Raw genomic sequence first — 22,264 nt, 5'->3', positions numbered from 1 at the left:
TGTAAAGGAATGCTCAGAATGGAAGTGGCGCAACGTTATTGGATGATAGAACTACTGGCTTTTTGGGAAGGGCAGATTAACACCACCCCTTTAATCAAGAGCTTCGGCCTATCGCGGCAAAGTGTCAGCCAGCTTCTTAAACAATATCAGGCCAATTTTCCAAACTCGCTAGACTATGATGCCAAACGAAAAGCCTATCAAATAACAGACCACTTCAAACCGCATTACATTGACCAAACCGTGGATGAATACTTTGATTGGCTAAATTACGGCAAAATCCCCACTTTTTCGAATACCGCCACGCACTCCGCTCAACACAGAATAGAAGCCCTAGCACGCTTCGTTTCGCCACAAGTCATGCGGCCGTTATTAAAAGCCGTCAGAGACAAAACCGCCGTAGATTGCGAATACCTCTCTGTTTCCAGCAGCGACCCACAAGGTCGGCTACTCTATCCCCATAGCTTTGTAAAAACTGCAGGACGCTGGCACGTTCGTGCTTACTGCGACATGCGACAACACTACCTCGACTTCGTCTTGAGCCGCTTTCAACATGTCGACTACGATGGCAAAGCCAGCGAACATACCGAGCAACAAGACACACTGTGGAACACCCCAGTCAGCCTCATTCTAGCCCCTGATTCGCGCCTCACCGACAAACAAAAACGCGTCTTGGAAAACGACTATGGCATGACGGATGGACAGCTCAACGTCACCACCCGCGCCGCTCTTGTTAAATACACCCTAGACGACTTGCAAATCAAAACCAAAATGCTCGAAGCCAACCCCCAAGCCCAACAACTGGTGTGTGTTAACTATACCGACATAAAACAATGGTTATTTGACTGATAAACACCATAAAACGCTGACATAGGGCAAAACCTGTCAAATGACTTTACGTGTGTAAATGAACAGTGTTGTGGGAGGACGGGAAATCAATCAAAGTATTGGAATTGAAGGAAGGAGAACCATAGTGAGTGAGAAAAAATTGGCTATTAAAGAGGCTCTTTCTCTTATTTCGAAGTATTGGGGAAAGGCTCGATCTTCATCCGATGAGGGGGATCCTTATCACTTGCTTCCTTTTCATTGCTTGGATGTGACCGCTGTCGCTGCTTATTGGTGGGATCATAGCTTTGTTATGCGAAACCGATTTGTACAAGGCAATGATTTACCTGAGGAACAAGTTAGAGCCTGGGTGCTATTTTTTATTGCTTTGCATGATCTTGGAAAATTCGATATTCGTTTTCAATGTAAGGCAGATAGTGTGTGGATATTACTAAACCCTGATGATAAACCTGTTCAACGCCCTTCTTATACGGCGTGTAAGGGTTTTGATCATGGACGTGCCGGCTTATATTGGTTTGTTGAAGATTCTCAGCCAACGTCTAGTATGGCGATGGGTAGTTTAGATTTTTTATTAAGTGCTCCTTTAGAGCACCCATATCAAGAGTGGTTTAGTTGGTTAGAAGCCGTGACAGGGCACCATGGCTATATTGTGAGAAGGGAAAACGTCAACAACCTTATGCTTGCTGAATATCCACAGCTTGCAGAGCGAGATAAATTAGCTCGACAGGCATGGTTAAAGGTTTTAGAAGCGCTTTTCTTAGAGCCAGTTGGCTTGTCTCTTGAATATATTCCACCTGCTCCATCGTCTTTACTTGCTGCTTTTTGCTCTATTTCCGATTGGTTAGGGTCTTGGATCTCAGAAGATACATTCCTTTATCGGGCATCGCCTTGCGACAGTTTAGGAGCATTGCGAGACTATTTTCAGGAAAAATATAAACGAGATGCAGCCTTAGTGATAGCACGCAGTGGCTTGATAAAAGAAAGCCGACCCTATGGGGGCGTGGCGAGTTTATTAAAGCAAGGTTATGAACCTAGACAGCTTCAGGTATTGGTGGATCATTTACCCATAGCATCTGGTTTAACTCAGGTTGAAGGTCCGACGGGGTCGGGCAAAACGGAACTTGCTTTAGCCTACGCATGGCGGTTATTAGAGGCTGGACTGGCAGACAGTATTGTTTTTGCTTTACCCACTCAAGCGACAGCAAACGCTATGCTAAGTCGTTTGGGGTCATTGGCAGATAAGCTGTTTGACCAGCCAAATATAATCTTAGCGCACGGTAATTCTCGTTTTAATGAGGAATTTAAAGCGATTAAGCAACGAGGCGGTAATGTTCAACAGCAAGAAGAAGCATGGGCACAGTGTTGTGAATGGTTAACACAAAGCCGTAAACGTGTATTTCTAGGTCAAATCGGGGTATGCACCATAGATCAGGTATTGGTGTCCGTATTACCAGTGAGGCATCGTTTTATTCGTGGATTTGTGGGACGAAGCATTCTTATTGTGGACGAGGTACATGCCTATTCAACTTATATGTATGGCCTGCTAGAAGAAGTGCTTAAACAACAGGCGCGAGCAGGTGGCAGTGCAATATTGCTATCGGCAACCTTACCAAAACATCAAAAGCGCCAGCTAATGGCGACTTATGGCGAGGTGGAGCTAGAAATTCCAGAAGCTTATCCATTAGTGAGCTGGAAAGGGAGTGATAAAGCTCGGTTTTGGGATTTAGAGAAAACGCCAGAGCACCAACCTAATCCTATTTCTCTAACACTTGAGCCTTATTATTCAGAGCAGCTTATACCCACCCATGAGCTATTAGAGCGAATGGTAGATGCTGTCGAGCAAGAAGGTGCTCAAGTGTGCTTAATTTGCAATTTAGTTGATGTTGCACAGCAAGTTTATGAGCAGCTTAAAGCACTGACTCATCATGAGGTCATTCTCTTCCACTCGCGTTTTACATTGATCGACCGGCAGGCAATAGAGGAAAAAGTACTGTCTTACTTTGGGCCTGATGGAAACCGTAGTGTAGGGCGCATTCTGGTATCCACACAGGTTGTAGAACAATCCCTTGATCTTGATTTCGACTGGCAAATTACTCAACTCTGTCCTGTGGACCTACTGTTTCAGAGATTTGGCAGGGTCCATAGACATAAACGAGACAATCGCCCGAAAAGCTTTCCTGAACCTAAAGCCACTGTCTTACTGCCAAAAGAAGAGAGTTATGGTGGCAGTGGCGTAATTTATTCCAATACAGTGGTTATGTGGCGAACTCAGCAACATATCGAAGCGCTTGGGCAATCGTCTTTGCAATTCCCTCCTGCCTACCGTGATTGGATCGAACCTATCTATCAAAAGGAATTAAAGGGTGATGAGCCTGAATGGGTGCGTCTAGGTTATGAAGAATTTAAAAAGAAAGAATTCATTAATAGAGGGTTAGCTCGGCAGATGTTGGAATGGGCGAAAGAGGCAGTGCCACATAAAGATGATGAGGCTAATATTCGTGCAGTTACCCGCGATGGTGACATGAGCTTACCTGTTATTCCTTATATTGAGACAGCACAAGGTAAGCAACTATTAGATGGTAAAGTGCTAGAGCGGATTCCAGAGTTCGAAAAACAAGAAGCTCAAATCTTAAATCGTGTCAATGTTCCCTCCACATGGAAGGATCTGTTTTTACAAAAAGCGGATGAAGAGGGGCTGATTTGGTTGCCGGGTCAGAGATTGGGTGATGTCTTTGAATTTAAAGGTAAAAAAGGTGTGAAATTTGTTTATTCACAGGAGAAAGGATTGGAGAAGCAACAATGAACCTACTTTTAGATAACTGGATTCCCGTTCGGCCTCTAGCCGGAGGCGAGCCGGAAAAAATAACTTTGCAACAGCTTTTCTGTGGGCAAGTAAGGTGGATACTGTGCTTGCCAAGAGATGATATGGAATTGGCTGCATTGCAATTGCTAATTTGCCTAGTGCAGGTCACTTGGCTGCCTAAATATAAGGGCGAATTTTTGGCGCGAGTTAGGGATGTGCTAAATGAGTCAGACTTTCAGCAAGGCGTAGCGCAATGGGGAGAAACTTTCCGCTTAGATCACCCAGAATATCCTTTTATGCAGGTAAAAGGTGTAGCGGCCAAAGAGCCAACGGGTATGGATAAGCTGATGGCGGGGTTAACTGGAGCTACAAACAGCGCTTTTGTTAATGAACCAAATCAGGCGGAAAGCCTATGCGGTGGTTGTGCAGCGATTGCGCTTTTTAACCAAGCCAATAATGCGCCTAGCTTTGGTGGTGGTTTTAAAAGTGGTCTGCGCGGTGGGTCCCCTGTTACAACGTTGATCAAAGGGAGCGACCTGCGCACGACAGTATGGCTCAATGTCTTAACAGAAGAACATTTGGATTCTTCTATGCCTGATTGGCGAGAATTGACTGACCAAGCACCCACTTGGCTACAGCTTATTGTTGCAGGTGAGAAGATACCAGCGATAAAGATTGGGTTGCTGAGAGGTTTGTTTTGGCAACCAGATCATATTGAATTATGTCCACCTGTAGGTGAAGGTCAGTGCTCAACCTGTGGTGCTTATAGCATTCAGCGCTACAGTGGTTTTCTAAAAGCGAAATTTAATTTTACTGTAGACGGTGTTTGGCCCCATCCGCATTCTCCTCGTGTATTGCAGATCAAAAAAGGCCAACAAGAAGAGAAGTTTTTGGCCTTTACTACTTCTGCACCTTCTTGGACTCAGATCAGTCGAATGCTGGTGGCACAGCAGGTAGAGAAAGGGCAAGAAGGTCATAAAACAGCGTCTGTTTTACAACAAATGCAGCAGATTTGGCCAGGACATCGTCTGCATCTGATTGTTGGCGGTTATCGTAATAATCAAGCATCTATTTTAGAACGTCGCCACGAAGTCTTATCTTTTAATCAAGGCTGGGAAAAGCACCCAGATACCATTCTCGCAGTGGTGCAGATAGGTTTGGGTTATAAAACCGCGTTGCGTAAAGCTCTATTCTTATTCGCCGAAGGGGTTAGAAATAGCGAGATAAAAGGCGCGGGTGTTGCCGTACAGGAGGTCGCTGAGCAGCAATTCTATCGTCAGAGTGACCCCGTTATTACAAGTTTGCTGGCTAGCTTAGATTTTGATCAGAGTGAACAAATCCTCGCTTATTTAAGGCTGCAACTGCGTGATATTTGCCTGCAACTTTTTCAGCAGACGACAGCTCCTTATTACCATCATCCTAAACTGGTTGCCTCCATGGCAATCGCCCGTCGTAATTTGCATAAGTCTCTTTCAGAACTTCAACCTCAAGGAGAGAAACATGACCCTCAAGAAGCTTGATGCCATGGCACTCTTTAACGCTTGGCAAACACTGGACTCAGGAGCCAGTGCCCAATTAAGACGTGTCACCAAACCGGATGAGCTACAAGATATTCCGGCGTTTTACCGCTTGGTTCAGCCATTTGGCTGGCAGGAAAAAGACAATCAACGCCAGTTACTGAGCATGGTGTTTTGCTTGAGTTCGGGTAAAAACGTGGTGAAAAATACTGCTGAAAAAGTCAGCTTAGGCAGGGCCTTGGCTAAGACTGGCGCCATTAATGAACGTCGAGTTTTTCAGCTTATCCGAGCAGATTATCCCAATGATTTGGTACAGCTTCGCCGCTTACTGATTCATGCTCAGCCTACTCTAAATTGGGACGATTTTGCTCAACAATTGCAGTACTGGGGCGCGAAGGCTAAGCGCCAGTTACTGGAAGACTTTGTGCTTGCTACACCAAAAAAAGATTAACTCTAGAAGGACTCAATCATGACTAACTTTATTAATTTCCATGTGCTTATTTCCCATAGCCCAGCCTGTTTAAACCGTGATGATATGAATATGCAAAAGGATGCTGTTTTTGGTGGTAAGCGACGTGTACGTATCTCCAGCCAAAGCCTTAAACGCGCTTTTCGTAAAAGTGACTATTACGCAAATCATTTTGGTAGCTCTAGTATTAGAACAAGACAGCTAGCTCTACTTGCAGAAGAGCTAGGATCGAGGCTGGAAATAGAAAATGAAGAGGATAAAGACTGGATACATAAAACTATTAAGGCTTTTACAAGTCAGTCGGCGACATCATCAGCTAATGATGAAAGCAATGAAGAAGAGGAAAGTGTTGTTAGTACAAAAAAAGTAGCTGTGGCTCCATGGTCATTAGAAGAGTTTAAGGAATTAATGTCTTTGGTGAAGACAGCTTACCAAACACCTTTAACAGAAAAAGAAGAAGCCAGCTTGGCTCAAAATATTAATAAAGAGCATGCTCGTAAGCCTACACAGAAGAAACCAAGAAAATCGGATGATGAGATAAAAGATGACTTCTATCTTAAAAAAGTGGCTGGGTTGGTGAAAGATAATATAAAAGTACTTTCTCAAGCATGTGGACAAACATTAGATATTGCCTTATCTGGTCGTATGGCGACGTCTGGTTTAATGACAAACATTGATGGTGCTTTATCATTAGCACATTCTATTACGACTCATACAGTAAATTCCGATATTGACTGGTTTACCGCTGTGGATGATTTGCAGCCACTTGGCTCGGGTCATCTTGACACCCAAGAGTTTTCAGCGGGGGTGTTTTATCGCTATGCCAGTTTAAATATTAGCCAGCTACAAGAAAACCTTGGTAATGCGGATAGGGCAAAAGCACTGGATATTGCGTCCCATTTGGCGCATCTGCTCGCTACAGAAACGCCTAACGCAAAACAGCGCAGCTTTGCAGCCTTTAACCCAGCTGATTTAGTGATGGTTTCCTTCTCTGATTTTCCAATGTCACTAGCCAATGCGTTCGAGCAACCTGTAAAACAAGATTCTCAAGGTGGATATTTATCTCCTTCGATTAAAAGCTTGAATGGCTACTGGGAAAAGGTTGCTAAAGGCTATGGATTAAATGGTGCGACGGCACAGTTCCAAATTTCAGTTAACGACGTGCCAGAAGGGATTACATCACTCGATACTCTTGCATCACTGAAAGAATGGATCCGTAACAATGGCGAGGTGTAATGATGGGGCAATATCTGATATTAAGGCTTTCTGGCCCCATGCAAGCGTGGGGACAGCCAAGTTTTGAAGGAACGCGCCCAAGTGCTGCGTTCCCCACTCGTAGTGGCTTATTGGGTCTTTTAGGTGCTTGTCTTGGGATTCGTCGTAATGATCGTAAAGCCCTGCAAGAACTGAGTAATGGGGTGCGTTTTGCTATACGGTGCGAGCAAAAAAATATCGAAGGGAAGGTGATCAAGGTTACTAAGCTAACGGATTACCATACGGTAAAAGACGCTCGTGAAAGTTACCAAGGTTTAAAAAGCCACGAAACCATACAAACATGGCGAGAATACTTATGTGATGCGACGTTTACTCTTGCAGTGTGGACGGTTGAGTCTTCTACTGTTTCATTAGAGCAATTGGCGCTAGCGGTTAAAAAACCTGTCTTCACACCTTATCTTGGTCGCCGGAGCTGTCCGTTGTCTGAGCCTCTTTATTTATCAGAAGTCGAGGCAGAAAAACCGCTGGATGCATTAAACCTTCATCCTCCCATTGAAGGTATCGTTTATAGCGAAATAGCAAATACAGAATATGATGGGCGAGTTTCAGTTCGAGACGAGCCTATTATTAATTTGCCTAGACAATTCGCAACACGTGAATGGTTTATTGTTCAAGGAGGGATCGGAAATGTATCTAAGTAAAGTCATGGTTAACTGGAAATGGGTCGAGAATCCTTACAAGTTACATAAAGCATTATGGCAACTGTTTCCTGATAGAGATGGTCAAAAGCGTGATTTTCAATTTCGAGTTGAGCAATACCAAAAAGGAATTGGTGCATTGGTTTTGTTGCAATCAGAGCAAGAGCCAATAAATGCTGATGTTGCCATGATTATGGCAAGCAAGTCTTTTAAGCCAAACATCGAAACAGGCTCAATTATACGTTTTAAGTTGCGAGCAAACCCTGTGAAAACGATCAAGGATAAATATGGTCGATTAACAAAAAAAGGGGAGCCAAAAAGTTGTCGAGTTCCTTTACTTAAAGAAGAAGATCAAATCAATTGGTTGCAACGAAAGCTTGAAGGAAAAGCGACTTTGCAATCTATTCAAGTACAAGTAGAAAAGCCTCTGTATTTCTATAAAGAATCTGAAGACCGCCGTGGTCAGATTAAGCCTGTTTGTTTTGAAGGAGTGCTATCTATTGATAATGCCGAGGCATTTTCACAAATGCTTCAAACAGGTATTGGGGCGGCTAAAGGAATGGGGTGCGGGATGCTATCACTGGCCCCTGCGGGATAAATATTCTCCCAATGTCATTGAATCTAATGACATTGGCATTGTTTTAAACCCGTCGAATCCAACGGGTTTAAAAATTTACCTGAGCCTTAATTGGCGAGCCACAAATAGTAATGAGCTAAACCATACAAGGAGCCAAGTATGAGTAGTTTTATTGCACTGAATCCGATTCCGATTAAGAATCGGGTGTCGATGATTTTTCTGCAATACGGTCAGTTGGATGTGAAAGACGGGGCGTTTGTGCTGATTGATGTGAATGGTGTGCGCACCCATATTCCAGTGGGTTCGGTGGCGTGCATTATGCTGGAGCCGGGCACGCGGGTGTCTCATGCGGCGGTGAAGTTGGCAGCAACTGTGGGGACATTACTAGTTTGGGTCGGCGAAGCGGGTGTGCGTTTGTATGCATCAGGGCAACCGGGTGGTGCTCGTTCGGATCGTCTGCTTTATCAAGCTAAGCTTGCCTTAGACGATGACTTACGCCTAAAAGTCGTGCGTAAAATGTTCGAGCTGCGTTTTGGCGAAGCGCCGCCTAGTCGCCGCTCGGTGGAGCAACTACGCGGTATCGAAGGCGCACGAGTCAAAGAAACCTATAAGTTACTTGCTAAGCGTTACGGTGTGGATTGGCAAGGCCGCCGTTATGACCCGAAGGATTGGGAAAAGGGTGATACCGTCAACCAATGCATCAGTGCGGCTACCTCATGTCTATACGGCATTACCGAAGCGGCCATCCTTGCCGCAGGTTACGCACCTGCTATTGGCTTTGTCCATACAGGTAAGCCCCTATCTTTTGTTTATGATATTGCCGACATTATCAAGTTTGATGCAGTGGTTCCTAAAGCCTTTGAAATCGCTGCCAAGGGGACTCATCAGCCTGATAAAGATGTGCGTATTGCCTGCCGAGATATTTTCCGCAGCGCCAAAGTGCTGGATAAGCTGATTCCATTAATTGAAGAGGTCCTTGCAGCAGGCGAGATAGCACCACCCGAACCACCAAAGGATAGCCAACCTCCCGCGATTCCAGAACCAGAGTCCTTGGCTGATAGTGGTCATCGGAGTCATTAGCGGAGAAACATCATGAGCATGTTGGTAGTGGTAACGGAAAACGTACCGGATAGGCTAAGAGGGCGTTTAGCCATCTGGTTATTAGAGATTCGTGCCGGTGTTTATATCGGCGATACCTCACGCAAAATCCGTGAAATGATCTGGGAGCAAATCAATGTTTTAGCGGAACAGGGCAATGTTGTAATGGCTTGGGCGACCAATACCGAATCAGGATTTGAGTTTCAAACTTATGGCGAAAATAGACGGATTCCTGTTGATTTAGATGGATTGAGACTGGTCTCCTTTTTACCAAAAGATAACTAACTTATTGATCTTAAAAAAATTTTGGTGGAACGGTTTGTTCTAAAAAAGAAATAAATAAAAGTTTTTAAAATCAATTGGTTACAGTTCTTTAAAAATTCAAAAAAGAGAAAAACTCTTGGTGGATTTTTTGCTAAAGAATTTTTCTTTGCAAAACAATCGTCTACACTAAGAGCGTTCCCCATGCACATGGGGATTAACCGCCATCAAAGTGGCCGAAGTTTCTCAGATTGAAGCGTTCCCCATGCACATGGGGATTAACCGTTTCAATATCTTGTATTTCTAGATTGCGAGACGCGTTCCCCATGCACATGGGGATTAACCGACAGGGGAAACGGATCAAAATGATGTCAATCAGCGTTCCCCATGCACATGGGGATTAACCGTGGAAATTTGATCGCGTGAAATCTGCGGTAGAGCGTTCCCCATGCACATGGGGATTAACCGGATTAAGAAATGAACTAGAAGGTCAAGATGCAGCGTTCCCCATGCACATGGGGATTAACCGCCATTTATGGCGGAGCTGATTTTGACACAGCTGCGTTCCCCATGCACATGGGGATTAACCGCACGGTTTATGCGGCGGTGGGCGCGGCACTGGGCGTTCCCCATGCACATGGGGATTAACCGCGGATATGGCATTTATTACCATTGCGGGTCAGGCGTTCCCCATGCACATGGGGATTAACCGTATAGCCTCTATAAAAATTGAATCTATTGATTGCGTTCCCCATGCACATGGGGATTAACCGTAAGCCATTTATTTGAGGAGTAACCTTTATTAGCGTTCCCCATGCACATGGGGATTAACCGCCAAAGGCAAGAACAGCACAACCGAAATCGAAGCGTTCCCCATGCACATGGGGATTAACCGACCGCGCTAAATTCGTTTAAAGAATGGATAGAGCGTTCCCCATGCACATGGGGATTAACCGTCAATACAGATGCCGTGGCAGAGCAGTTGTTTGCGTTCCCCATGCACATGGGGATTAACCGCACAAACTTGCCGCCTTGGAGACGCTAGACAAGCGTTCCCCATGCACATGGGGATTAACCAGTATTGTCCCTTCCCAATCGCTCAGCATGAGCGCGTTCCCCATGCACATGGGGATTAACCGCGAAACAGCGCGGGTAACATTCCGCGAGCGTGGCGTTCCCCATGCACATGGGGATTAACCGCCATTAGAAAAAACAATGGCGCAGATGCTAGCGCGTTCCCCATGCACATGGGGATTAACCGCGCAGTATTTCAAACATCAACAGATAAAGTATGCGTTCCCCATGCACATGGGGATTAACCGAGCTGTTGAAAATATTTTGAATAAACCTGCAAGCGTTCCCCATGCACATGGGGATTAACCGTCGGTAACGGGCTGGCTTGATCCTGCCAATCCGCGTTCCCCATGCACATGGGGATTAACCGCGCCAGCTAGTCAAAGACAGCTTTGAATTGAAGCGTTCCCCATGCACATGGGGATTAACCGATGCAGGTTTGTTTTTTGTTGGTTACACAAACGCGTTCCCCATGCACATGGGGATTAACCGAGGTTCGATAGATTGTGAAATAGACATGAAGGCGCGTTCCCCATGCACATGGGGATTAACCGGAAACCGCTATCCGCTCTGGCATGTACAGTTTGCGCGTTCCCCATGCACATGGGGATTAACCGTTCTAAATTAGTTTCGATTGGCAGCATGTTTAGCGTTCCCCATGCACATGGGGATTAACCGATGATGCTTTTTCCGCGCACGATCACCAACTAGCGTTCCCCATGCACATGGGGATTAACCGTATCAGATATTGAGGCAGCCACTGCAACTGGGGCGTTCCCCATGCACATGGGGATTAACCGCGGCGGTGTTTGATTCTGACGGTAATATGATAGCGTTCCCCATGCACATGGGGATTAACCGGCGGATATAATCAGCAACCGCCCCAAGGTGGAGCGTTCCCCATGCACATGGGGATTAACCGTGATGATACCCGCGACAGATTGACGCGCTTAGGCGTTCCCCATGCACATGGGGATTAACCGATTGGCACGATTTAATGCTTGAGCGTAGTTTGGCGTTCCCCATGCACATGGGGATTAACCGCATTTTGTTGAAATCGTGTACTCATTTGTGTAGCGTTCCCCATGCACATGGGGATTAACCGACAGTGTTGGGCTGGTTGAATTGACGCTCTTCGCGTTCCCCATGCACATGGGGATTAACCGAAGAAACAGATATTAATGCAATAGCTAACTCAGCGTTCCCCATGCACATGGGGATTAACCGAATCCGCCACCAAAGTAGAAGGCGATTATCGTGCGTTCCCCATGCACATGGGGATTAACCGTTATAAAGCGGCTTGCCTTGATCGTGTTTGGCGCGTTCCCCATGCACATGGGGATTAACCGCCAACGCTAAAGCAGAAGGCGTCATAACACAAGCGTTCCCCATGCACATGGGGATTAACCGGTCTTAAATCTTCCCCGCAGGGCGAAGCCCTCGCGTTCCCCATGCACATGGGGATTAACCGCACCTAGAAAGCATTTCTCGCAAACTAGATTGGCGTTCCCCATGCACATGGGGATTAACCGCTGTTGCCCAACACTAGGCAGCACATGCAGAGGCGTTCCCCATGCACATGGGGATTAACCAAGCACTGTTATTGTGACAGAGGGTAGAGATGCGCGTTCCCCATGCACATGGGGATTAACCGCTGAAATTGATGCGGCCATGGCTCGTGGGGAAGCGTTCCCCATGCACATGGGGATTAACCGGGCTTTTAGTACTTGCTTTAATTTCACCACTTGCGTTCCCCATGCACATGGGGATTAACCGCCATACCTGCATTAAACAGCCTACTCAAATAAGCGTTCCCCATGCACATGGGGATTAACCGTAGATATAAGGAAAATGCAAAAAAAATAAAGGGCGTTCCCCATGCACATGGGGATTAACCGCTCTATAGCCCATAAGCGGATGATCGCTCTCAGCGTTCCCCATGCACATGGGGATTAACCGTTCCGCCTCGCCCCGAACGATGAAAACTTGTTGCGTTCCCCATGCACATGGGGATTAACCGATCCAGCACCAAACATAATTCTAGTATCTTTAGCGTTCCCCATGCACATGGGGATTAACCGGACTTTGGCCAGCCTTTCGCTCCGTGCCTGTGGCGTTCCCCATGCACATGGGGATTAACCGGTTCTGCGACTTACGCAAAAGGTGGTGATCCGGCGTTCCCCATGCACATGGGGATTAACCGGCTTAGATAAACTAAACCCCTCTTTCGAGGGGGCGTTCCCCATGCACATGGGGATTAACCGTGATACCGCTGGAAACTCGGGTGTTTTTACTGGCGTTCCCCATGCACATGGGGATTAACCGGCGGGACGGTTACGAGCAACAAGGATCTTACTGCGTTCCCCATGCACATGGGGATTAACCGGCGAGGCTGCGAAAATGATTAGAGACAATTCAGCGTTCCCCATGCACATGGGGATTAACCGCCTTGGCTGCAAAGTCAGTTACTAGATATACTGCGTTCCCCATGCACATGGGGATTAACCGCATTCAAATTTAGCTTCTACATTGCCGACACGGCGTTCCCCATGCACATGGGGATTAACCGTGACTATATTCATAGTTATTGTGAACTAACATGCGTTCCCCATGCACATGGGGATTAACCGCCCTCATTGCGAGGGCTTTTGTTACTTAAACCGCGTTCCCCATGCACATGGGGATTAACCGAACTAACGGGAAATATGCGGGAAGCGCAATCGGCGTTCCCCATGCACATGGGGATTAACCGTTGCTACTATTGAACAAATTAAGGCCGTATATGCGTTCCCCATGCACATGGGGATTAACCGCTTTCAGAAAACGCTATCAAACAGATTATCCCGCGTTCCCCATGCACATGGGGATTAACCGACCGTGACATTGTTGAGCTTGATGAGCTTGGAGCGTTCCCCATGCACATGGGGATTAACCGCAAAAAGATAACCGTCAATGCAGATGGTTCCGGCGTTCCCCATGCACATGGGGATTAACCTCAACTAATTCAAAAATGGCCTGAGTGTAAAGAGCGTTCCCCATGCACATGGGGATTAACCGCTGGCCAGCACCATACGCAAGCTCTTGGAATCGCGTTCCCCATGCACATGGGGATTAACCGCGTCAGTAGTTGAACCTTGCTGCAAGAAGTTTGCGTTCCCCATGCACATGGGGATTAACCGGTTGCTTTGATGAACGCTTATGCGCCATTCAAGCGTTCCCCATGCACATGGGGATTAACCGCGTGCTTTAGATACTGGAAAGATAATGGTGAAGCGTTCCCCATGCACATGGGGATTAACCGCGAACCAAAATGACGAATATTACCGCATTCTGGCGTTCCCCATGCACATGGGGATTAACCGGTTGTCTAAAAACTCTTCGGCAATGTCGGGTTGCGTTCCCCATGCACATGGGGATTAACCGGCGAGATAGAACCTTGTCTATCTCGATACGCTGCGTTCCCCATGCACATGGGGATTAACCGCCGAGACGGCGAGCGTTATCAATCAAGAGTTGGCGTTCCCCATGCACATGGGGATTAACCGGTTCGGCGGTGGGTTATATCGTCAAATACATTGCGTTCCCCATGCACATGGGGATTAACCGGTTTCCGCCTTGATAGATGACCCGTGTGTCAGGCGTTCCCCATGCACATGGGGATTAACCGCGTCTGCATTTTTGCGACAAGGTTATTACTGAGCGTTCCCCATGCACATGGGGATTAACCGTATTTAATTGACGGTAAAACGGTCGTCCTAGAGCGTTCCCCATGCACATGGGGATTAACCGCGATCCGAAGCCAGAAACCGGATCAAGCAACGGCGTTCCCCATGCACATGGGGATTAACCGTCATTTTTTGGGTACATACCGAGGAAAATACAGCGTTCCCCATGCACATGGGGATTAACCGATAACATTTCACAATCTGTTAGCTATTTCACAGCGTTCCCCATGCACATGGGGATTAACCGCGCTCATGCTCGTCTCTACCGATCGCATTGCAGCGTTCCCCATGCACATGGGGATTAACCGATTATTAATTTGCGTTTCATGGTCTACCCCTTGCGTTCCCCATGCACATGGGGATTAACCGGCGAGCTTACACGCCTGGCATTTGAAGATCGCGCGTTCCCCATGCACATGGGGATTAACCGCGTTTATTGATCCATTACAGTTATCCCACTGCGCGTTCCCCATGCACATGGGGATTAACCGGCGGCATTGGCGGTTGAGCTGGGTGATAGATCGCGTTCCCCATGCACATGGGGATTAACCGTGAATACGTCATCACCATCATTGTCGGATTTAGCGTTCCCCATGCACATGGGGATTAACCGACGATCTATTCTGGTTGTTGGGTTCGCGCACAGCGTTCCCCATGCACATGGGGATTAACCGGAATATCACCTGGTGCAATTACAGTTAACATGGCGTTCCCCATGCACATGGGGATTAACCGTCCGTTTTATTTGACTTGTGAAATGGCACAACGCGTTCCCCATGCACATGGGGATTAACCGACTAAACAAGACATTGACAGAATGAAAAAACAGCGTTCCCCATGCACATGGGGATTAACCGTATTTGACGGTTGGCTGGGTGCGTACTGTGGCCGCGTTCCCCATGCACATGGGGATTAACCGGTATCGCGTGAAGACGTGGAAGCCGAAAAAGAGCGTTCCCCATGCACATGGGGATTAACCGCCACTATGGTCGTAGTAAGTAACTCTTGGCGTGCGTTCCCCATGCACATGGGGATTAACCGTTGGATGGTGTGGACGATAGTCCTTTATCAGGGCGTTCCCCATGCACATGGGGATTAACCGCCAGCAATCAACGTCAGGCCGCGCCACAACAAGCGTTCCCCATGCACATGGGGATTAACCGGGCGCATTGCCATTGCCGACGGTGCCACTGGTGCGTTCCCCATGCACATGGGGATTAACCGGTTGGTTGTGTTGACATCGGTGCGGCTGAACAGCGTTCCCCATGCACATGGGGATTAACCGCATCTACTATGCAGCGCAATACCTAACAAAGCGCGTTCCCCATGCACATGGGGATTAACCGGATTTAGATAGTTGACGCGACGCGCCAATACTGCGTTCCCCATGCACATGGGGATTAACCGCAAATCTTGCCTAGTGATGCTCTCAGGCTTGTGCGTTCCCCATGCACATGGGGATTAACCGGTACTTTACAATGGTTTCACCGACCTACGAACGCGTTCCCCATGCACATGGGGATTAACCGGTCCAGCATAGATTGTAGAACCACACCGAAAGGCGTTCCCCATGCACATGGGGATTAACCGCTCGAAAAAGAGTCAATGGCATGGGAAAAACAGCGTTCCCCATGCACATGGGGATTAACCGCGGCCGCGCTCACAGGTCGAACGCCAAAAGAAGCGTTCCCCATGCACATGGGGATTAACCGCGGATGGTGGCCAAAAGTTGGGTATTAAACCCGCGTTCCCCATGCACATGGGGATTAACCGCTCAAAAGAGCCGACTCGCCCTCTGTATCCTCGCGTTCCCCATGCACATGGGGATTAACCGCCTAACCAACTTACCTTTAGACGACATTTCAAGCGTTCCCCATGCACATGGGGATTAACCGCGTTAACGCGCCGATGATGTCAGTAGGTGTAGGCGTTCCCCATGCACATGGGGATTAACCGAAAATAAAAAACAGGATAAGAACGAAGAAAAAGCGTTCCCCATGCACATGGGGATTAACCGGCACTCGATTCATTTTCCATTGGTTATAGAGTGCGTTCCCCATGCACATGGGGATTAACCGCGGCTAAGTGCTGAAAAGAAGTAGCAAAATAGGCGTTCCCCATGCACATGGGGATTAACCGACAACATAAAAACCAGTGGCATGTGCTCCTAAGCGTTCCCCATGCACATGGGGATTAACCGTACTGAGTAGTGAAGATTGAGTTTATGACTTCGCGTTCCCCATGCACATGGGGATTAACCGGTAGTTATCATGGCTAGTCGTACAATCATCACGCGTTCCCCATGCACATGGGGATTAACCGGTGTCTATTATGCGTTTTGGTTATGCGCGGGTGCGTTCCCCATGCACATGGGGATTAACCGTATCAATCTCTATATGGTGGCGGATCGAACGGGCGTTCCCCATGCACATGGGGATTAACCGTCTTTGGAAGCCGAGGAAGCCGCCGAAAGCGCGCGTTCCCCATGCACATGGGGATTAACCGGCGATTTGCCTGTTGAGGTTTTGCACCGCCTACGCGTTCCCCATGCACATGGGGATTAACCGACTTAGCAACCTTTATTTGCTATTATTTATCTGCGTTCCCCATGCACATGGGGATTAACCGGCCTTGATAGGCTTTGGCGCGGTGCTAAAGACGCGTTCCCCATGCACATGGGGATTAACCGTCGTATAGATGTTGAGTCCCATGTAACCATTTGCGTTCCCCATGCACATGGGGATTAACCGTTATCTAAAGGTTCGAGTTCGCCATTGTGGTGGCGTTCCCCATGCACATGGGGATTAACCGCGGATATCTAGAAGAGATTGAGTCTGGACGCTGCGTTCCCCATGCACATGGGGATTAACCGCGTTAATTTATATGCCCAAGAGATCAACGATGGCGTTCCCCATGCACATGGGGATTAACCGATTTATTAGGTCTCCGACATCCTCATTTTTAGGCGTTCCCCATGCACATGGGGATTAACCGCAGGGCGCTTGGCTATTGCGCAGTATGTGAAAGCGTTCCCCATGCACATGGGGATTAACCGTGACACTTACGCCATTGGTGAGATTGGGGCGCGCGTTCCCCATGCACATGGGGATTAACCGCAGGGCGCTTGGCTATTGCGCAGTATGTGAAAGCGTTCCCCATGCACATGGGGATTAACCGTGACACTTACGCCATTGGTGAGATTGGGGCGCGCGTTCCCCATGCACATGGGGATTAACCGCAGGGCGCTTGGCTATTGCGCAGTATGTGAAAGCGTTCCCCATGCACATGGGGATTAACCGTGACACTTACGCCATTGGTGAGATTGGGGCGCGCGTTCCCCATGCACATGGGGATTAACCGGTTTTTCCAGACGACACAGAAAGCACCATTAAGCGTTCCCCATGCACATGGGGATTAACCGCCGCCAGCGACTAGAACCAGCTTGTTCATTATGCGTTCCCCATGCACATGGGGATTAACCGGTCTCATAATCACTATATGGGTCAAACAATGCGCGTTCCCCATGCACATGGGGATTAACCGCGTTTCGGATGCTGAAAGAACGCATCGGCTATGCGTTCCCCATGCACATGGGGATTAACCGCCATCTTGTATCGATGGCGCGTAAGCTAACGGGCGTTCCCCATGCACATGGGGATTAACCGCAGCCACATCGCCTTGAAACTCCCACGTCAATGCGTTCCCCATGCACATGGGGATTAACCGTCTAAAGAGGTAGCGTTTTTAGCTTTATCTAGGCGTTCCCCATGCACATGGGGATTAACCGAGCTTGATATGAAGTTGCTTCGACATAGCCTAGCGTTCCCCATGCACATGGGGATTAACCGTATCTCATTGCTATCATATTCCAACCTTCCTAGCGTTCCCCATGCACATGGGGATTAACCGGAATCTTACTTCCTGCACTATCTTCTAAATACGCGTTCCCCATGCACATGGGGATTAACCAGGTCAGGACAAGTTACTATGCAGCCGCTTAGAGCGTTCCCCATGCACATGGGGATTAACCGCGGTCGAAGTGTCAGCGGGTGCCATGTACCAGGCGTTCCCCATGCACATGGGGATTAACCGCGTTTACGGCTACGCTGGCTGGCAATGTGCTTGCGTTCCCCATGCACATGGGGATTAACCGCAGCAAGCAAAGGTTGGCGGGGTTGTCGGAAGGCGTTCCCCATGCACATGGGGATTAACCGATCTGGTGAATGACCTAATTTGTCAGTCAAATGCGTTCCCCGAGCACACGGGGATAAACCGCGAATGGTAAACATATGCACCAATCGGCCCCGGCGTTCCCCGAGCACATGGGGATTAACCGAATTGTCATTTCCCTGTAAACTCGGCTGGCTGGCGTTCCCCATGCACATGGGGATTAACCGTTGGTTGGACAGGTACACACGCAGCAGACCAAGCGTTCCCCATGCACATGGGGATTAACCGGCCAACTCGGCAGAGCAATGGATCAATGGCGCGCGTTCCCCATGCACATGGGGATTAACCGCAACTCTTCCAACTTCCAGCCGTTTGGGTTGTGCGTTCCCTATGCACATGGGGATTAACCGAAATCGGAACGACTCACCTTGCTTTCGACTACGCGTTCCCCATGCACGTGGGGATTAACCGATAAACGTGTTTGGCTGAGGGAAACGACCAACGCGTTCTCCATGCACGTGGGGATTAACCGTTCTAATTGGTGCGGCTGCTCAAGGTCTAGGTGTGTTCCCCATGAACGTGGGGATTAACCGTGCCGCTTGATATTCTTCTTGCGAGTCAAAACGTGTTCCCCATGAACGTGGGGATTAACCGCTGATGTCAACGGTAATCGGAAATTGACCCAGTAAAGGAGTGGTCTCGCCAGTGGCACTCAAGCTGCCGTGTGGATTGAAGTATTAGTTGGTAGGTGATTAGGCGCTGGGTTGTTGTTCCGCCTTATAAGGTGATGGTTTATGCGTATAGTAACTGATGCTTATTTATTCTTTGTTTCTTGGATTTTAATTATGGCGAGTTCGCCACAGTTAAAATATCAGCAGACTGGGTAATTGTTTTTCAATGATGATAGAGCGGATAAACAGGAATGACGGGAGAATATTTCTGTCGTGGGATTGTGAGTATGAGGAGTTGGATCATCTATTGTTTTAATGTCATCGAATTCAATGATTTAGTTTTGGTCGTTAAGTCTGTTGTTGGCAGATTACGGTCGTGCTCTCCTCATGCTGCCCTACAGTGTGGTTTATGACGGTTGGGTGTGTTTTGGGGCAACAGGCCTCTGTGGCAGATTACTGTCGTTCCTCCCTAACGCTGTCCTACGGTGTGGTTGGATGTTAAAGGGAATGGGTTTTTGCAGTTGTTAGATGATTCGATTATATTGTATGAGTCGAACGATTTATTTGGAGATGATGATGAATACTATTTCTGCCAATGAGGCTAAAACTCATTTTGGTGATTTATTACTAAATGCTCAAAAATCTCCTGTTCAAATCAGTAAAAATGGTAAGCCAGTTGCTGTTGTTATTTCCGTTGATGATTATGAGAGTATCGAAGCGTTAAAATTGCATTTATTGCAAAATAAAGCCGCTCAAGCAATGAAAGATATATCAAAGGGAGATCTGATTGCTGGTGAAGCGTTTTTCAGTGAGCTTGAAGAAGGGCTTTATGATTAATGTCTGTCACTTATTATTTAACACCTGATGCAAAGTCAGACTTAGTTGGAATTCATCGTTTTACGTTAGCAAACTGGGGAATCACTCAGTCTAAACAGTATTTGTTTGGGATTAGGCAAACGATTAGATTGCTTGCCGAATCACCTTCTCTTGGTAAGAGTCGGCCGGAGATCCGAGAAAATGTTTTCAGTTTTCCCTACGGTAGCCACGTTATTTATTATGTTGAAGGTAAAAATCAAATTGTTGTCTTTGCCGTTTTGCATAAAAGTATGGTGCCGTTTATTCATCTTATTGAGAGAAAATTCATCTAAACTCCCCTCCGTTTTATAGGCCGCTGTGGCAGATTACGGTCGTGCCTCCCTCATGCTGCTCTACGATTTTGTGGGTTTTATTTGGTGGGGAGCCCAATTAAGGAAGTGTTTCCTGCGAGCCTAGTACGGTGATTTTGTCAAAGGCACTAATAAAGGTGAGAACGTATTCATTGATAGGTGCTTTGCCAGACTGTTTGGTTTCCTTTATTTATTGATAAGGGTTATCATTATTATTTGTATGTTGGTATCTACCTCCTAATACTTTTCTTTTATTTGGTGTTTTGGGGATCGGTACTTTTTGTACTTAATAAGTGAGTTTTGTTCCTAGAATAGGTAGAGGGTTTGCAGTGTCGATATTGAAGCATGAGCGTATTCAGGTTCCTTTAAAACAGCGTGTTGCGAGGGTCATTAAGTTAGCCGATTTGTCATCCACATTACGGCGAGTGACTCTGCAGGGAGAGGATTTACAAGGATTTGGTTTTCATCCGTTGGCACCAGAAGCTCATGTGAAGCTTTTTTCCTGCTGGGGCTGATGATGTGCTTCGTATGCCTGAGGTATTGGAAGATGGCAATGCGGATTGGCAAGGTGCGGCTGAAGGGCGTTTTTCAGCGTTTCGTGATTATACTATTCGTGCGTTTGATGCCGATTTATTAACCATTGATATAGATTTTGTGTTGCATGACGTCGGAGTGGGTGGGCCTTGGGCGAAGCAGGCAAAAGTGGGAGACTTGTTGGGGATATTTGGGCCAAGATCTGTGAAGTTGCCTCCTCTTGATGCTGTGAAATATGTGTTTTTTGTTGATGAAACAAGCCTTCCAGCCTTAGCTCGTTGGTTAGAAATTTTGCCTGAGTCCGCCAATGTTGATGCTTGGATAGAAGTGGATTCAGTGAACAGTGAGATTTCATTACCGGCACATGCTGGTGCTAATTTGCATTGGCTTCATCGCAATAATGAACAAGAAAGCCATTCATATGGTCGTTTATTGTTGGATGCGTTAGATAATATGCCAAGTGATTGGGCATGTGGAAACTCTTGGGTATGGGCTGCCACGGAAGCACATGCGATTGTTCAGTTGAAACGTAAGCTGATAAATATTGATGCCCTTAATAAGGATCATTTGGATTTGATAGCCTATTGGAAGCATGTTTAAAAAAGAAGGGTGAATCGTGCGATATTGAGAATGCCTCACGATTTATTTTTCATTGTTCATTTTGAGTTTAACCCTGTGAGAATCTACAGGGTTAAACGGTGACGCAATATAACTTCCCCAAGTGTCACACTTTACGTTTAATCAAGCCAGGTCAAACAGTAGGGCTTTGACGCGTTTTTTGCTCAGTCTTTCGAAGTTTATTTCGGTTATGTCTTCGATTTTCGCGCCGTCGCCTGGATGCATGGTGATGCCGTTGCCTAGGGAGAGTTCGCCTTCGATGAGGTGAACGTAGTAGCGACGGTGGTTGTCTGCTTGCCAGGTGGCGGTTTGTTGATCTTCAAGGATCAGTTGGATGAGTTGCATGTTTTGTTTTATGTGCAGCGTGCCATCTTTGCCATCGGGTGTGATGATGGTGGTGAAGCCTTGTGCTTGGCTAAATTCTTTTTGTTGGTAGCCGGGTTGTCCGCCCAGTTGGTTTGGTTGTATCCAAATTTGTAGGAATTTGAGCATGTCTTTTTTGGATGCGTTAAATTCGCTGTGATAAATGCCTTTGCCTGCGGACATCAGTTGGTATTCGCCTGCGGGCAGTTCTTTTACGTTGCCTGCGCTGTCTTTGTGGGCGATGGTTCCTTCCAGTACTAAGCTGAGTATTTCCATGTCTCTATGACCATGCGTTTCAAAGCCGGCGCCGGGTGTGACGGTGTCGTCGTTGATGACGCGTAGGTGCGAAAAGCCCATGTGTTGTGGGTCGTAGTAATTGCCAAAGGAAAAGGTATGGTGGCTGTTCAGCCAGCCGAAGTTGGCGTGTCCACGGTCTTTTGCGTTGCGTAGTGTGATCATTGT

Annotated in this window: 14 protein-coding genes and 1 CRISPR repeat array; of the genes, 13 read left to right on the top strand and 1 reads right to left on the bottom strand. The window is 47.2% G+C overall.

The features are described from left to right. Window positions 1-18: 18 nt before the first annotated feature. The 13 genes from AC0L6V_RS12175 (at window position 19) to AC0L6V_RS12115 (ending at window position 21,421) form a co-directional block, all read left to right on the top strand. Window positions 19-846 carry a BrxR family helix-turn-helix transcriptional regulator gene (locus tag AC0L6V_RS12175; RefSeq protein WP_265218453.1) on the top strand — a complete coding sequence of 276 codons (828 nt, stop codon included), beginning with the start codon at window positions 19-21 and terminating at the stop codon, window positions 844-846. A 124-nt stretch (window positions 847-970) separates the two neighbouring features. After that, window positions 971-3,646: a CRISPR-associated helicase/endonuclease Cas3 gene (cas3, locus tag AC0L6V_RS12170; RefSeq protein ID WP_265218454.1), complete on the top strand. Its 2,676-nt coding sequence runs from the start codon at window positions 971-973 to the stop codon at window positions 3,644-3,646. Beyond that, window positions 3,643-5,166 (top strand): type I-E CRISPR-associated protein Cse1/CasA, encoded by a 1,524-nt coding sequence (gene casA, locus AC0L6V_RS12165; protein ID WP_265218455.1) that lies wholly within the window; start codon window positions 3,643-3,645, stop codon window positions 5,164-5,166. Before cas3 ends, casA begins: the two co-directional genes overlap by 4 nt. After that, window positions 5,147-5,614: a type I-E CRISPR-associated protein Cse2/CasB gene (gene casB, locus AC0L6V_RS12160; protein ID WP_265218456.1), complete on the top strand. Its 468-nt coding sequence runs from the start codon at window positions 5,147-5,149 to the stop codon at window positions 5,612-5,614. Before casA ends, casB begins: the two co-directional genes overlap by 20 nt. 18 nt (window positions 5,615-5,632) lie before the next feature. Further along, window positions 5,633-6,868, top strand: a complete 1,236-nt coding sequence (cas7e, locus tag AC0L6V_RS12155; protein WP_265218457.1) for a type I-E CRISPR-associated protein Cas7/Cse4/CasC — start codon at window positions 5,633-5,635, stop codon at window positions 6,866-6,868. Next, window positions 6,868-7,548, top strand: a complete 681-nt coding sequence (cas5e, locus tag AC0L6V_RS12150) for a type I-E CRISPR-associated protein Cas5/CasD (protein WP_265218458.1) — start codon at window positions 6,868-6,870, stop codon at window positions 7,546-7,548. Before cas7e ends, cas5e begins: the two co-directional genes overlap by 1 nt. Then, window positions 7,502-8,143 carry a type I-E CRISPR-associated protein Cas6/Cse3/CasE gene (gene cas6e / locus AC0L6V_RS12145; protein WP_418138314.1) on the top strand — a complete coding sequence of 214 codons (642 nt, stop codon included), beginning with the start codon at window positions 7,502-7,504 and terminating at the stop codon, window positions 8,141-8,143. Before cas5e ends, cas6e begins: the two co-directional genes overlap by 47 nt. Window positions 8,144-8,281: 138 nt before the next feature. Next, window positions 8,282-9,202, top strand: a complete 921-nt coding sequence (gene cas1e / locus AC0L6V_RS12140) for a type I-E CRISPR-associated endonuclease Cas1e (protein ID WP_265218460.1) — start codon at window positions 8,282-8,284, stop codon at window positions 9,200-9,202. 12 nt (window positions 9,203-9,214) lie between these two features. Further along, entirely contained in the window at window positions 9,215-9,505 is a 291-nt protein-coding gene (gene cas2e, locus AC0L6V_RS12135) for a type I-E CRISPR-associated endoribonuclease Cas2e (RefSeq protein ID WP_265218461.1), read from the top strand. A 171-nt stretch (window positions 9,506-9,676) separates the two neighbouring features. Next, window positions 9,677-19,104: direct repeats of the CRISPR family, unit length 29 nt; unit sequence GCGTTCCCCATGCACATGGGGATTAACCG. A gap of 593 nt (window positions 19,105-19,697) precedes the next feature. Then, window positions 19,698-19,958 (top strand): type II toxin-antitoxin system Phd/YefM family antitoxin, encoded by a 261-nt coding sequence (locus tag AC0L6V_RS12130; RefSeq protein WP_111605481.1) that lies wholly within the window; start codon window positions 19,698-19,700, stop codon window positions 19,956-19,958. Further along, window positions 19,958-20,269 carry a type II toxin-antitoxin system RelE/ParE family toxin gene (locus AC0L6V_RS12125; RefSeq protein ID WP_265218462.1) on the top strand — a complete coding sequence of 104 codons (312 nt, stop codon included), beginning with the start codon at window positions 19,958-19,960 and terminating at the stop codon, window positions 20,267-20,269. Before AC0L6V_RS12130 ends, AC0L6V_RS12125 begins: the two co-directional genes overlap by 1 nt. Window positions 20,270-20,616: 347 nt before the next feature. Next, entirely contained in the window at window positions 20,617-20,802 is a 186-nt protein-coding gene (locus AC0L6V_RS12120) for an SIP domain-containing protein (RefSeq protein ID WP_265218463.1), read from the top strand. Between the two features lie 13 nt (window positions 20,803-20,815). Further along, window positions 20,816-21,421, top strand: a complete 606-nt coding sequence (locus tag AC0L6V_RS12115; protein WP_265218464.1) for a siderophore-interacting protein — start codon at window positions 20,816-20,818, stop codon at window positions 21,419-21,421. 141 nt (window positions 21,422-21,562) lie between these two features. Here the strand turns inward: AC0L6V_RS12115 and AC0L6V_RS12110 are convergent, their stop codons facing one another. Beyond that, entirely contained in the window at window positions 21,563-22,261 is a 699-nt protein-coding gene (locus AC0L6V_RS12110; RefSeq protein WP_265218465.1) for a pirin family protein, read from the bottom strand. Window positions 22,262-22,264 lie beyond the last annotated feature (3 nt).

The sequence above is a fragment of the Marinomonas sp. G8-14 genome, from assembly GCF_055808935.1.
Note: the sequence above shows the minus strand (reverse complement) of the source record. Positions and strands in the feature narration are given on the sequence as shown.